Here is a 13,558-nt window from a genome sequence, read left to right on the forward strand (position 1 = left end):
CCTGCGCTGCTCGTCCGGTTCACGCGACCTCTCCCTGGGCTTCCTGCGGCGAGATCCCCGCCATCATCAGTCCGAGCACGTCCCGGGGGGTGTCCGCGGGCACGATGCCGACCACCTTGCCGCGGTACATCACCATGATCCGGTCGGCCAGGGCCACGGCCTCGTCCAGCTCGGTGGACACCACCATCACCGGCACCCCGGCGTCGCGCGTCTCGACGATCCGCTTGTGGATGAACTCGATGGAGCCCACGTCGACGCCGCGCGTCGGCTGTGCGGCGACGAACAGCCGCAGGTCGCGCGACAGCTCCCGGGCCAGGACGACCTTCTGCTGGTTACCGCCCGACAGCCGCCCGACCGGCGTGGTGATGCCCTGGGTGCGGACGTCGAACTCGGCGACCTTCTCCTGGGCGAACCGGTCGCGGTAGGCGAGCTGCAGTGCGCCACCTCGGACGAACGGCGGGCCGTCCGAGCGGTCGAGCATGAGGTTCTCGGCGATGGTGAACTCGCCGATGAGCCCGTCGAGCGTGCGATCCTCGGGCACGAAGCCCACACCCTCGTCGAGGATGCGGCGTACCGAGCGCCCCACCAGCTCCTTGCCGTCGAGCCGGATGCTGCCCGACACGTCGTTCTCGAGACCGATGAGGGCCTCCGTGAGCTCGGTCTGGCCGTTGCCCTGCACGCCCGCGACGACGAGCACCTCGCCGCCGCGGATCTCGAAGCTCACGTCGTCGACGACGACGGTGCCGGACGCGCTGGTGACCACGAGGTTGCTGACCTCCAGGCCGTTGTCGCGCAGCGCGGGCGCCTCCTTGTGCACCGTCAGCTCGACGGACCGCCCCACCATGAGCGAGGCCAGCTCGGCGTCCGACGCGGTGGGTGACGCCTCGCCCACCACCTTGCCGTGGCGGATCACCGTGATGCGGTCCGCCACGGCACGCACCTCGCGCAGCTTGTGGGTGATGAACACGATGGCCGCGCCCTCGTCGCGGAGCTGGCGCATGATCGCCATCAGCTCGTCGGTCTCCTGCGGCGTGAGCACCGCGGTCGGCTCGTCGAAGACCAGCACGTCCGCGTTCCGCGACAGCGCCTTGATGATCTCGACGCGCTGCTGGACGCCCACGGGCAGGTCCTCGACCACGGCGTCGGGGTCGACGTGGAACCCGAACCGGGCGGAGATCTCCCGTACCTGCGCGCGGGCCGCGTCCAGGTCGAGCCGCCCGCCACCGCGGGTCTGCTCGTGGCCGAGCATGACGTTCTCGGCGACCGTGAAGACGGGCACGAGCATGAAGTGCTGGTGCACCATGCCGATGCCCGCACCCATGGCGTCGCCCGGCCCGGCGAAGTCCTGGACCACGTCGTCCAGGAGGATCTCGCCCTCGTCGGCCTGGTACAGGCCGTAGAGCACGTTCATGAGGGTGGACTTGCCAGCCCCGTTCTCGCCCAGGAGCGAGTGGATCTCGCCTGGCTGCACCACCAGGTCGATGTGGTCGTTCGCGACGAGCGCGCCGAAGCGCTTGGTGATGCCGCGCAGCTCGAGCCGCATAGAAATCCTTCCCGAAATGGGGTCCTGCTCATGACAGGTCCCGGGGCACACGGCGCGTGCCGTGCCCCCCGGGACCATCTTGCGTCAAGTCTCGGTCATTCGACCGACGGGCCCTGACGTGCCCTCACCGGACGATCACTTCGCCAGGTAGGACTCCACCTCGACGTCGCCCGCGATGATGGACTCCTTGAGCGCCTGGACCTCGTCCCACAGGGCCGGGTCCACCTTGCCCTCGAAGTTGTGCAGCGGGGCGATGTCCACGCCGCCGTTCTCGAGGGTACCCACGTACGGGGTCGGGTCGAACTCACCGTTGCCCGAGGCGACGACCGCTTCCTCGGTGGAGACGTCCATCTTCTTCAGCACCGAGGTGAGGACCAGATCCTGTGTGGTCGGGTCGGTCTCGAAGAAGTCGGCGTCCGCGCCGATGATCGCCACGTCGTCGCCCGAGTCGGCGATCGCGTCCATCGCGCCCTGGTAGATGGGCCCACCAACCGGGAACAGGACGTCGACACCCTGGTCAAGGATGTTCTGAGCCGTGGTCTTCGCGGCCGGGTCGGCCGCAAAGCTACCCGTGAACGAGCCCTTCTTGCCGTCCCATCCGATCAGTTCCACGTCGGCGTCGTTGGTCTCGTTGTAGTAGTCGATGCCCTGCTTGAAACCGTCCATGAAGATCGTGACGGTCGGGAACTCCTGGCCACCGTACGTGCCCACCTTGCCGGCCTCGGAGTAGCCCGCAGAGAGGTAGCCGGCGAGGAACGCGGCCTGCGCGGTGTCGTACAGGATCGGCTTGATGTTGTCGGCGTCGGCCTTGCCGTCGAAGTCCGCGTCGGCAGCGTCGTCGATGATGATGTAGTCGATGTCAGGGTTCGCGGTCGCCGACTCGATGGTGGTCGCCGACAACGCATAACCCACCGTCACGATGGCGTTGCAGCCCTCGCCGACGAGAGACTCGACGTTGCCCTTGTACTCGCTCTCCGACGCGGACTGCACGTCGACGGCGGTCGTGCCGAGCTCCTCGGCCGCGGCCGTCACGCCCTCGAAACTGAGCTGGTTGAAGCTCTTGTCGTCGAAACCACCCTGGTCCGACACGATGCAGGGCTTGAAGTCACTGGCGGCTTCGCCTCCAGTGGACTCCTCCGGGGCGGCGCCGCACGCCGAGAGCGCGAGCGCCGTTGCTCCCGCAAGGGCGGTGAGCCAGACAGCCTTCTTCACTGGTGCTCCTTCGATGATCCTGAGGGCGATGTCCCAGACGGATCTGGAGCCCTATACCGCACCGAGGGTAGCCAGCGCATCTGGCATTTCGCGTTTCGAGACGGTAACCGGAGTAAGTCGTTACCGAAGCGTCATCGACAGCAACAGTTCTCGCCCAACCGACCGGCAGCGAGATCGAGACTGGGGTGCCCGGCGCGGCCCCCGGCGCCGGGCACCCCCAGGTTCAGCGCCCCTTCAGACGGACAACCTCGCGGAGGCGACGTTCTTGCCGACGACCAAGCGCAGCTCGGCGGTTCCGCTGGACACCCCCGCGACTTCCCACCGGGAGGTCATCGAGACCAGCGCGCTCCGACTGGCACTCTCCTCCTTGATCCACCGGTTCCACACCGGGGCATCGCAGACCGCGCCGTTGCACTGCTGGTAAGCCGTGACGGATCGAGCCTCGTCCCGCGTGACAGTAAGCTCCCGCCGATCACTCGGCGATGAAAGCCTTTTCCTCAGCGCGCGGCGAACTGCGCCAGCGCCCGCACGCCCACACCGATCGCCCGCTCGTCGACCACGAGGTCGCCCTGGTGCAGGTCGTACGTGCGGCCGCCGGGGGTGCGCACGCCGAGCCGCGCCATGGTGCCCGGGACCTTGCGCAGGTACCACGCGAAGTCCTCGCCGCCCATCGACTGCTCGGTGAGCTGCACGGCGTCGGGGCCCACGGCGTCGCGCACCGCGTCCTCGAGGTCGCAGGTGGCCTCGGTCTGGTTCTCGACCGGCGGCACGCCGTGCGTGACGGTCACCGAGACGCCCACCTCGTACGGGGCCACGACCTGCTCCACGGCCTCGCGGACCAGCTCGCCCGCCTTCTCCCAGGCGCGCACGTCGAGGCAGCGCAGCGTGCCCTTGACCACGCCCGTCGAGGGGATCGCGTTCGGCGTCGAGCCCGCCTGCACGGCGCCCCAGGTGAGGTTCACGCCCGAGCGCGGGTCGAGGCGCCGGCCCAGCACCGCCGGGGTCTGGGTGATGACCTGGCCGAGCGCGAACACGACGTCGCCCGTCAGGTGCGGGCGCGAGGTGTGCCCGCCGGCCGACGTGATGGTCACGATGACGGAGTCGCTGGCCGAGGTGATGGGCCCGATGCGCGTGCCCACGTGCCCGACGTCGAACTTCGGGTCGCAGTGCAGCGCGGCCATCCGGTCGACGCCGTCGAGCTCGGAGGTGCGGTTGATGATGTCCTCCGCGCCACCGGGGAAGACCTCCTCGGCGGGCTGGAAGAAGAGGCGGACGCCGCGGCGCAGCCGCCCCTCGGCGTGCAGCCGGGCGAGCACGAGGCCCGCACCCAGCACCACGGTGGTGTGCACGTCGTGGCCGCAGGCGTGGGCGACGCCCGGCACCGTCGAGGCGAACTCGACACCGCTGGTGTCCTGCAGCGGGAGGGCGTCCAGGTCGGCGCGCAGACCCACCCGGCCCTCGCCGTCGGGGCCGCGGTCGGGGCCGATGTCGCAGACCAGGCCCGAGCCGATGGGCAGCAGCCGGGGCTCCAGGCCGGCGGCCCGCAGGCGGTCGGCGACGGCCTGCGTGGTGCGGGTCTCCTTGCGGGACAGCTCGGGGTGCGCGTGGACGTCGCGGCGGAACGCGACGAGCTCCGCGTCGAGGCCCTCGGCCAGCTCGCCCACCCGGGCGGCCAGCTCGGCGACGACGTCCGTCGTGTTGCCCCCGGGCACGTCGCCGACCGGCATCTCGTCGTTCGAAACGATCAGATCGAAATCGGCGAGACTGACGGGCGGCTGGGTCGGGTTCACCATCTCACGGTAGCGCTGTCCGCCCCGCGAGACACGGCCAGGGCGCATACGTCCCACCATTCGGACAAGCCTGATACGCACCCCCGGCCCGTCGCACGAGAACCGGGTGGGCGGCTCAGAGCAGGTCCTCGCGCCCCCGCTCGCGCACCGCCGCGACGACGTCCTTGACCTGCTGCGCCCGGGCCCGCGTGGTGACCAGCAGCGCGTCGGGGGTGTCCACCACGACGACGTCGTCCAGCCCCAGCACCGTCACGAGCCGGCCCGACGCCGGGACCACCACCGACCCCGCGCTCTCGATGCGCAGCACGTCGCCGGGGTCACCGAGCACCTTGGCGCCGCGGTCGTCGTCGGACGGCAGGAGCACGGCGAGCGAGTTGTAGTCCCCGACGTCGTCCCACCCGAAGGTGCCCGGCACCACGGCCACGCCGCCCGCGGCGGCCACCGGCTCGGCCACCGCGTGGTCGATGGCGATCTTCTCCAGGCCCGGCCACTCCTGCTCCAGCACGGTGGACCGCCGCGCCGTGTCCCAGGCGTCGGCGACGCGGCGCAGCGCGTCGTGCAGCGCCGGGCGCTGCTGCGCGAGGTGGCCCAGCAGCACGGAGGTGCGCGAGACGAACATGCCCGCGTTCCACCGGTACTCCCCCGAGGCGAGGTAGGCGCGCGCTGTGGCGGCGTCGGGCTTCTCCGTGAACCCCCGCACGTGCAGCGTGTGCGGGGCACCCTCGACGCCGAGCGGCTCGCCCGAGCGCACGTAGCCGAACGCCGTGGACGGGCGGGACGCGGCGATGCCGACGGTGGTGACGTACCCGGCCCGCGCGGCGGCCACGGCCTCGCGGACGGCGAGCTGGAACGCCCGCGTCCCGTTGATCACGTGGTCGGCCGCGAACGAGCCGATCACCACGTCGCCGTGCCGCCGTTCCAGCACGGCGGCCGCCAGGCCGATCGCCGCCATGGACTCGCGCGGGGCGGGCTCGGCCAGCACCGCGGCGTCGGACAGCCCGGGCAGCTGCGCGCGGCAGGCGGCGACGTGCTGCTCGCCGGTGACCAGCACGACGCCGTCGGGGCCCGCCAGCGGCCGCAGCCGGCGCTCCGTGGCCTGCAGCAGGGACTCGCCCGCACCCACCAGGTCGTGCAGGAACTTGGGCTCCCCGCCGCGCGAGAGCGGCCAGAGCCGGGTACCGGACCCACCGGCCGGTACCACTGCGAAGAAGTCGTCGATCGGGGACGATAGGTCGGCGGCCGAAGTCATGCCCCGCAGGATGTCAGCCGGACACCGTTCCCGCAGCCAAAGATCGCCGAATTCCGGGCGAACCCTGGCTGATCCCAGGGTCGGGCCCGGGCGGAACGCACGAGCAACCTGACGGGTGCCCGAAGCGGCGACATCTCCCCTGTGGGATCAGTCACAAAGGCCGCGTCTTGATGCCCGTCAGGGCTGCCGGGCGGCGATCGAGGCGACCAGTTGTCATTACAGTGGGGACCAGCCACCCCCCAGCCGGACAGCCATAGGAGGCTCCCGAAGTGCCCACCGCACCAGCAGGCACGTTGTACCGCGGCCGAGAAGGCATGTGGTCGTGGGTCGCGCACCGCGTGACCGGCGTGCTCATCTTCTTCTTCTTGCTCGTGCACGTGCTCGACACCGCGCTGGTCCGCGTGTCCCCCGAGGCGTACAACGCAGCGATCGGCACGTACCAGACCCCGATCATGGGTCTCGGCGAGGCCGGGCTCGTCGCGGCGATCGTCTTCCACGCCTTCAACGGCATCCGCATCCTGCTGGTGGACTTCTGGGCCAAGGGCCCGAGGTACCAGAAGACCATGCTCTGGGTGGTCGTCGGTCTCTTCGTCGTGACGATGGCGGGCTTCCTGCCGCGTCACCTCATCAACGTCTTCACCGGGGGTCACTGATGACGCACGGCACCGCAGCGGTCGCGAAGGTCGACTCCCCGCGCTCCCCGTACGCCCGCCGCAAGACGACGCGCGGCAACTACGAGCTGTACTCCTGGGTCTTCATGCGGGCCTCGGGCGTCGTGCTCCTGGTCCTGATCTTCGGCCACCTGTTCGTGAACCTCATGGTCGGCGACGGCGTGCACGCCATCGACTTCGGCTTCGTCGCCGGCAAGTGGTCCAGCCCGCTGTGGCAGGTCTGGGACCTCCTCATGCTCTGGCTCGCGATGATCCACGGCACCAACGGCGTGCGCACCATCATCAACGACTACGCCACCCGGGACCTGACGCGCGGCATCCTCAAGGGCCTGCTCCTCCTGGCGTTCACCGTCGTGGTCGTGCTGGGCACCCTCGTGATCTTCACGTTCGACCCGTGCCCGCCGGACGCTCCCGCGGAGCTGCTCGCCTCCTTCTGCACGGCCTGAGCACCCCGCGCCGCCCGCCGGCACATCCCCCCAGCCCCACACTCCGAACCTCATAGCAGGAGGCATCGAGCCCGATGCAGACCCATCAGTACGACGTCGTGATCGTCGGCGCCGGCGGCGCAGGAATGCGTGCCGCCCTGGAGTCGTCGAAGGAGGCCCGCACCGCGGTGATCTCCAAGCTGTACCCCACCCGCTCCCACACGGGTGCCGCCCAGGGCGGCATGGCCGCGGCCCTCGCCAACGTCGAGGACGACAACTGGGAATGGCACACCTTCGACACCGTCAAGGGCGGCGACTACCTCGTCGACCAGGACGCCGCCGAGATCCTCGCCAAGGAGGCCATCGAGTCGGTCCTCGACCTGGAGCGGATGGGCCTCCCCTTCAACCGCACCCCCGAGGGCAAGATCGACCAGCGCCGGTTCGGCGGGCACACCCGGGACCACGGCCAGTCCGCCGTGCGCCGCGCGTGCTACGCCGCCGACCGCACCGGTCACATGATCCTCCAGACGCTCTACCAGAACTGCGTGAAGCAGGACGTCGAGTTCTTCAACGAGTTCTACGTGCTGGACCTCATCACCGACCACGACCTCACCACCGAGGAGATCGCGGACGGCGAGGAGGTCAACGCCACCGGCGTCGTCGCCTACGACCTGGCCACCGGCGAGATCCACGTGTTCCAGGCCAAGGCGATCATCTTCGCCACCGGCGGCGCGGGGAAGATCTTCAAGACCACCTCGAACGCCCACACCCTCACGGGTGACGGCATGGCGCTGGCGTACCGCCGGGGCCTGCCGCTGGAGGACATGGAGTTCTTCCAGTTCCACCCGACAGGCCTGGCCGGCCTGGGCATCCTCCTGTCGGAGGCGGCCCGCGGCGAGGGCGGCATCCTGCGCAACTCCGAGGGCGAGCGCTTCATGGAGCGCTACGCCCCCACCATCAAGGACCTGGCGCCGCGCGACATCGTGGCCCGGTCGATGGCGAACGAGGTGCGCGAGGGCCGCGGCGCCGGCCCGAACAAGGACTACGTGCTGCTCGACCTGACGCACCTGGAGCCGGCGCACATCGACGCCAAGCTCCCGGACATCACCGAGTTCGCGCGCACGTACCTCGGCATCGAGCCCTACACCGAGCCCGTGCCCGTCTACCCGACGGCGCACTACGCGATGGGCGGCGTGCCGACCAACGTCCAGGGCGAGGTGCTGCGCGACGGCGTCAACGTCGTCAAGGGCCTGTACGCCGCCGGCGAGGTCGCCTGCGTGTCGGTGCACGGCTCCAACCGCCTCGGCACCAACTCGCTGCTGGACATCAACGTGTTCGGCAAGCGGTCCGGCCGGGCCGCCGCCGCGTACGCGAAGACGGCGTCGTTCCACGACCTGCCCGAGGACCCGACGGCCCGGGTGGTGGCGCAGCTCGACGAGATGCGCAACCGGCCCGAGGGCGAGCGCGTGGCGGACATCCGCAAGGCGCTGCAGGACACCATGGACCTCAACGCCCAGGTGTTCCGTACCGGCGAGTCGCTGAACCAGGCCCTGTCCGACATCCGCGAGCTGCAGAAGCGCTACCGCAACGCGTCGGTGCAGGACAAGGGCAAGCTGTTCAACACCGACCTGCTGGAGGCCATCGAGCTGGGCTTCCTGCTGGACATCGCCGAGGTCACGGTGGTCGCGGCCATCAACCGCAAGGAGTCACGCGGTGGTCACTACCGCGAGGACTTCCCCGACCGCGACGACACGAACTACATGCTGCACACGATGGCCTACCGACGTCCGCCCGAGGCGTCGGACCAGGCCGAGGGCCACGTGGAGGGCTACTTCGACCACGTCGAGGAGTTCGACGGCTACAAGGTCGTCCTGGGCTCCAAGCCCGTCATCCAGACCCGGTACGAGCCGATGGAGCGTAAGTACTGATGACTGCCACACTCGAAGCCGCCGCACCGTCCCCCGCGGGCGAGATCCCCTCGTTCACGGTCACGCTGCGGATCCGGCGGTTCAACCCCGAGGTGTCCGACGAGGCCACCTGGCAGGACTTCACCGTCGAGGCGCACGGCACCGACCGTATCCTCGACGCCCTGCACAAGATCAAGTGGGACGAGGACGGCTCGCTCACGTTCCGCCGCTCCTGTGCGCACGGCGTCTGCGGCTCGGACGCGATGCGGATCAACGGCCGCAACCGTCTGGCCTGCAAGACGCTCCTGAAGGACGTCAACCCCGACAAGCCGATCACCGTCGAGCCCATCAAGGGCCTGCCGGTCGTCAAGGACCTCGTGGTCGACATGGAGCCGTTCTTCGCCTCCTACCGCGAGATCATGCCGTTCCTCATCACCACCGGGAACGAGCCCTCCAAGGAGCGCTACCAGTCCCCCGAGGACCGCGCGCGGTTCGACGACACCACCAAGTGCATCCTGTGCGCCGCGTGCACGTCGTCCTGCCCGGTGTTCTGGACGGACGGCCAGTACTTCGGCCCGGCCGCGATCGTGAACGCGCACCGCTTCATCTTCGACAGCCGTGACGAGGGTGGCTCGCAGCGCCTGGAGATCCTCAACGACAAGGAGGGCGTGTGGCGCTGCCGCACGACCTTCAACTGCACCGAGGCCTGCCCCCGCGGCATCGAGGTCACCAAGGCGATCCAGGAGGTCAAGCGCGCGATGATCACCCGCGCGTTCTGATCCCACCCCGGCGCAGGACACCGCAGCAGGACCAGGGCGCTCAGCCCTGGTCCTGCTGCTTCTGCGGCGGGTCCGCCATCCAGGCGCTGGCCATGAGCAGCACACGGGCCAGCAGGTTGACCAGGATCAGGATGGTGGCGACCACCGCGAAGGACGCCAGCAGGGCGTTGCGGGACGCCGCCCCCGCGACCACCTCGGTGCCGAGGTAGCGCAGCGCCCCGGCGACGACGCCGACCGCCAGGGCACCCACCACGAGGTCCCGGCGCACCGGGCGCGCGCCACCCACCCAGCGCACCACCGCGGCCACGACCGCCGCGTCGAGCACGAGCGTCACCAGGGCTCCGCCCGCGCGCACCGCGAACGAGACCGCGCCGCCGTCGAGCCCCAGCGCCTCCAGCAGCCACGGCACCGCCGCCGAGACCGCCACGCTCGCGGCAGCGGTGACCAGCACGCCGGCCCCCAGCAGCACGAAGCCCAGGAGCTGCCGCAGCCGCTCCGTGACGGGGTTGCCCGCACTGTCCGTCTCACCGAACATGGCGCGGACCGAGCTGCGCAGCGCGCCCATGAACCCCGTGGCCGACCAGAGCAGCACCACTGCCGCCACGACCGACGTCCAGCTCAGGCCGGTGGAGAGCACGAGGTCGGACGGCGACAGCACGCCGCCGTCACCCGTGTCCACGAGGCCCGGCACCCAGGTGTCCACCTGGGCCAGCACCGCGTCCCGCAGCTCGGCGTCGCCGCCGAGCACGCGCACGAACACCGTGTACCCGATGGCGAGGGCCGCGAACAGCGAGAACAGGGCCGCGTACGCCATGCCGCCGCTCAGCACCGACCCGTTCGCCGTGTTGAACCGGTCCAGTGCACGGGCGGCTCGCGTCGCCTCCCAGCGTGCCCAGACCGTCCTGCCGAGCTCGATCAGCCGCTTCATCGGGTCAGAGCCTATGCGCCCCCCGGGGTTGCCGCGGCGTGAACGCGGCGTGACATGTCGGCGGCCACGCCCGACTTCAGGGGCGCCCCCGCGGCCGCGCGGGCTAGCATCTGGCCTTGCCGGAGGGACGGCGACGACGTCGGCGGTCCACATGGGGGGACGAACGGAGCTCGGCCATGCGCGTCAGGATCCTGGGACCTTTGGAGATCAGCGACGGCCGGACATGGCACCCCGTGACCGGCCGGGGCCGCGCGGTGCTGGGCAGCCTGGTCGCGCGGGCGCCGCGGCCCGCCCCCGTGGACCAGATCATCGACGACGTCTGGGCGGGGCGCGCACCCAAGTCGGCCCCGACCCAGGTCTACGGCAGCGTCCACAAGCTCCGCCAGCTCCTGCACGACGACGACGGCGCCGCGCTGCGGCGGTCCACCGACGGCTACCTGCTGTCGCTCGGTCCCCTCGGCGTCGATGCGGACCGGTTCGCGTCCGGCGTCGAGGCCGGGCTCGACCTGTTCCGCACGGGCGCGCTCGACGGTGCGCGGCAGGCGCTGGACGAGGCGCTGGCCATGTGGCGTGGCGCGCCGTTCGACGGGTACCCGCCCGGCGGCGTGGCGACGGCGCTCGCTCTGCGGCTGGAGAACCTGCGCGCGACCGCGGAGCAGCACCGGCTGGAGGCACGCATCGAGTGCGGCGAGCACGCGGCCGTCATCGACGAGCTGCACGAGCAGGTCGCCCGGCACCCGTTCCGCGAGGACCTCCGGCGCCAGCTGCTGGTCGCCCTGTACCGCTCCGGACGCGAGGCGGAGGCGCTCCAGGAGTACGGGCGGCTCCGCGAGACCCTGGCCGAGGAGCTCGGGACCGACCCGAGCCAGGCCACCCAGACGGTCTACCAGCAGATCCTGGACCGGAACCTGCCGCCTGCCGCCGCGGGGTCCGCGGCCGGGGCCGGTGCGCCCGCCACCGCCGCCGGCCCGGCGGCCCGGGCCGTGCCCGCCACCGGTGCGGGGACCACTGCCGCTCCGGTCCGGCAGCTCCCGCCCGGCGTGGCGGACTTCGCCGGACGCACCCAGGAGGTGGCCGAGCTGGAGTCGTTCGTGCGCGAGCACGAGTCCTCCGACGCACCGCTGGTCGTCGTGCTGAGCGGTGCACCCGGGACGGGCAAGTCGACGCTCGCGGTGCACCTGGCCCGGTCGATCCGCGACCGGCACCCGGACGCGCAGCTCTACCTCGACCTCGCCGGCACGTCGACGAGCCCGGGTGAGCCCGCCGAGCTCCTGGCGACGATGCTCCACTCGCTCGGCCGGTTCGGGCACCCCCTGCCGAGCTCCGTCGACGCACGCTCGGCGCTGCTGCGCTCGATGCTCGCGGACAGCAGCACGCTCCTCGTGCTGGACGACGCGGCCACCGCCGCCCAGGTGCTCCCGCTGCTGCCGCCCACCGGCACGTCCACGGTGATCGTCACGAGCCGTTCCACGCTCACCGACCTGCCGGGCGCGCGCCACCTGCACATCGACGCGCTGCCCCCGGACGACGCGGAGCAGCTGCTCGCCCGGATCGTCGGCCGGGAGCGGATCGAGCAGGAGCCCGCCGAGGCGCGCGCGATCGTCCGGCTGTGCGGTTACCTCCCGCTGTCGATCCGGATCATCGGCGGGCGGCTGGTCGGGCGTCCGTCCTGGCCGCTGCGCCAGCTCCGGCTGCGGCTCTCGGACGAGTCCCACCGCCTGGCCGAGATGCGCCTGGGCGACCTCGACCTGCGGGCCAGCCTCGACCTCTCGGTCACCTCCCTGGCGCCGGACGCGCAGCTCGGGTTCGACCTGTTCGGTCTGCTCGGCCCCCACGACGTGCCCGGCTGGGTGCTCGGCGCGCTGACGGACGACCCCGACCACGAGCGGGTCCTGGACCTGCTGGTCGACGCCGGCCTGCTGCAGCCGGCCCGGCACGACGCCGTGGGCCAGGCCCGCTACCGGATGCACGACCTCGTCCGGGCCCACGCCCGCGAACGGGCGCTGGACCGTGGCGAGGACGTGTGCCGCGCGGCCGCCCGGCGTGTCGTGGGCACGTGGGAGCACCTCGCGCGGCACCAGCGGGAGGGCGGCCCGCCCAGCCTGTTCGACCCGCTCGACGCACCCGGCTCGCAGGACCCCCCGGGGGCGGTGGCGCACCTCGCGGAGCAGGTCGACCCCGACGCGCCGGCCTGGCTCGCCGCGGAGCGCCAGGCGCTGCTCGCGGCCGTCCGGCTGGCCCGCGAATGGGCGCTGGCCCGGCCGGGGCGGCGCCTGGTCAGCACCCTCGCTCCCCTGTACGACGAGCAGGCGCTCTACGACGACTGGCGCACCAGCCACGAGCTCATGCTGTCCTGCCCCGGCCTGGACGCCACCGACCGGGGAGAGCTGCTGCGCGGGCTGGGCCAGGCCCTGCTCTACACCGGCGGGCTCGAGAAGGCCGCCCGGCACTTCCGGGACGCCGCGGCCGCCCACGAGTCCGCCGGGCACGCGAAGGGCGCCGCGCTGGCGCTCGCCGGGCTGGGCACCGTCCACCGGCTGCGCGGACGCCTCACCGAGGCGGAGAAGTGCGCACGCACCGCGCTCGCGGTGATGGTCGAGACCGGCGACGTGCCCAAGGAGTCGCTGCTCCGGGGCTCGATCGGACGGATCCTCGTGGCGAAGGGACGGCCCGCCGAGGCGCGACCGTGGTACGACGCCGCGCTCCGGCTCGCCCGGGAGACCGGTGACCTGCACCGTGAGGCCGTCACGCTGCGCGACCTCGGCTCGCTCGAACGCGAGTCGGGCCGTCCGCGGGAGGCAGCGGCGCACCTGGAGCGGTCCCTCGAGCTGTTCCGGGACCTGCACGACGAACGGTGCACCGCCATGGCGCTGCTGCAGACGGGGCCGGTGCTCGCCGACCTGGCCGACGCCGCCGGGGCCGGGTCCGCGCTGACGGAGGCCGCCCGGCTCTTCCACCTCGCCGGCCTGTGGGACGAGGAGGACCGCTGCCGCACGCTGCTGAACGACCTCGACGGCGAGCTGGTCGCACCACCCGCGCCGTGAACCTCGTGAC

General features: G+C 71.6%; 10 protein-coding genes. 5 read left to right on the forward strand and 5 right to left on the reverse strand.

The genetic code is table 11. The annotated features are described in order from the left end of the window. Positions 1 to 19: 19 nt before the first annotated feature. From ACO229_RS16115 to ACO229_RS16130, 4 genes are all read right to left on the reverse strand, one after another. Positions 20 to 1,543: an ABC transporter ATP-binding protein gene (locus ACO229_RS16115; protein WP_397429665.1), complete on the reverse strand. Its 1,524-nt coding sequence runs from the start codon at positions 1,541 to 1,543 to the stop codon at positions 20 to 22. A gap of 135 nt (positions 1,544 to 1,678) precedes the next feature. Continuing rightward, positions 1,679 to 2,755: a BMP family protein gene (locus ACO229_RS16120; RefSeq protein ID WP_397429664.1), complete on the reverse strand. Its 1,077-nt coding sequence runs from the start codon at positions 2,753 to 2,755 to the stop codon at positions 1,679 to 1,681. 497 nt (positions 2,756 to 3,252) lie between these two features. Beyond that, entirely contained in the window at positions 3,253 to 4,482 is a 1,230-nt protein-coding gene (locus ACO229_RS16125) for an amidohydrolase (RefSeq protein WP_423465314.1), read from the reverse strand. A gap of 178 nt (positions 4,483 to 4,660) precedes the next feature. Next, positions 4,661 to 5,794 (reverse strand): mannose-1-phosphate guanylyltransferase, encoded by a 1,134-nt coding sequence (locus ACO229_RS16130; RefSeq protein WP_397429662.1) that lies wholly within the window; start codon positions 5,792 to 5,794, stop codon positions 4,661 to 4,663. Positions 5,795 to 6,063: 269 nt separating this feature from the next. Here ACO229_RS16130 and sdhC point away from each other — a divergent pair, with 269 nt between their 5' ends. From sdhC to ACO229_RS16150, 4 genes are all read left to right on the forward strand, one after another. Continuing rightward, entirely contained in the window at positions 6,064 to 6,447 is a 384-nt protein-coding gene (sdhC, locus tag ACO229_RS16135; protein ID WP_423462117.1) for a succinate dehydrogenase, cytochrome b556 subunit, read from the forward strand. Beyond that, positions 6,447 to 6,911 (forward strand): succinate dehydrogenase hydrophobic membrane anchor subunit, encoded by a 465-nt coding sequence (locus tag ACO229_RS16140; RefSeq protein WP_423462118.1) that lies wholly within the window; start codon positions 6,447 to 6,449, stop codon positions 6,909 to 6,911. Before sdhC ends, ACO229_RS16140 begins: the two co-directional genes overlap by 1 nt. A gap of 74 nt (positions 6,912 to 6,985) precedes the next feature. Then, on the forward strand, positions 6,986 to 8,818 hold the full coding sequence (sdhA, locus tag ACO229_RS16145; protein ID WP_397429660.1) for a succinate dehydrogenase flavoprotein subunit: 1,833 nt from the start codon (positions 6,986 to 6,988) through the stop codon (positions 8,816 to 8,818). Next, positions 8,818 to 9,576, forward strand: coding sequence for a succinate dehydrogenase iron-sulfur subunit (locus ACO229_RS16150; protein WP_397429659.1), 759 nt, complete (start codon positions 8,818 to 8,820; stop codon positions 9,574 to 9,576). The genes sdhA and ACO229_RS16150 overlap by 1 nt, the downstream gene beginning before the upstream one ends. A 40-nt stretch (positions 9,577 to 9,616) precedes the next feature. On the opposite strand, the gene ACO229_RS16155 is transcribed toward ACO229_RS16150, so the two are convergent. Continuing rightward, positions 9,617 to 10,504, reverse strand: coding sequence for a YihY/virulence factor BrkB family protein (locus ACO229_RS16155; RefSeq protein ID WP_423462119.1), 888 nt, complete (start codon positions 10,502 to 10,504; stop codon positions 9,617 to 9,619). Between the two features lie 176 nt (positions 10,505 to 10,680). Between ACO229_RS16155 and ACO229_RS16160 the strand changes: the two genes are divergently transcribed. Next, on the forward strand, positions 10,681 to 13,548 hold the full coding sequence (locus ACO229_RS16160; RefSeq protein WP_423462120.1) for a BTAD domain-containing putative transcriptional regulator: 2,868 nt from the start codon (positions 10,681 to 10,683) through the stop codon (positions 13,546 to 13,548). Positions 13,549 to 13,558: the final 10 nt, after the last annotated feature.

Origin of the sequence: Promicromonospora sp. MS192, from assembly GCF_049532985.1 — a bacterium.
In the GTDB taxonomy this organism is placed as follows: Bacteria; Actinomycetota; Actinomycetes; order Actinomycetales; family Cellulomonadaceae; genus Promicromonospora.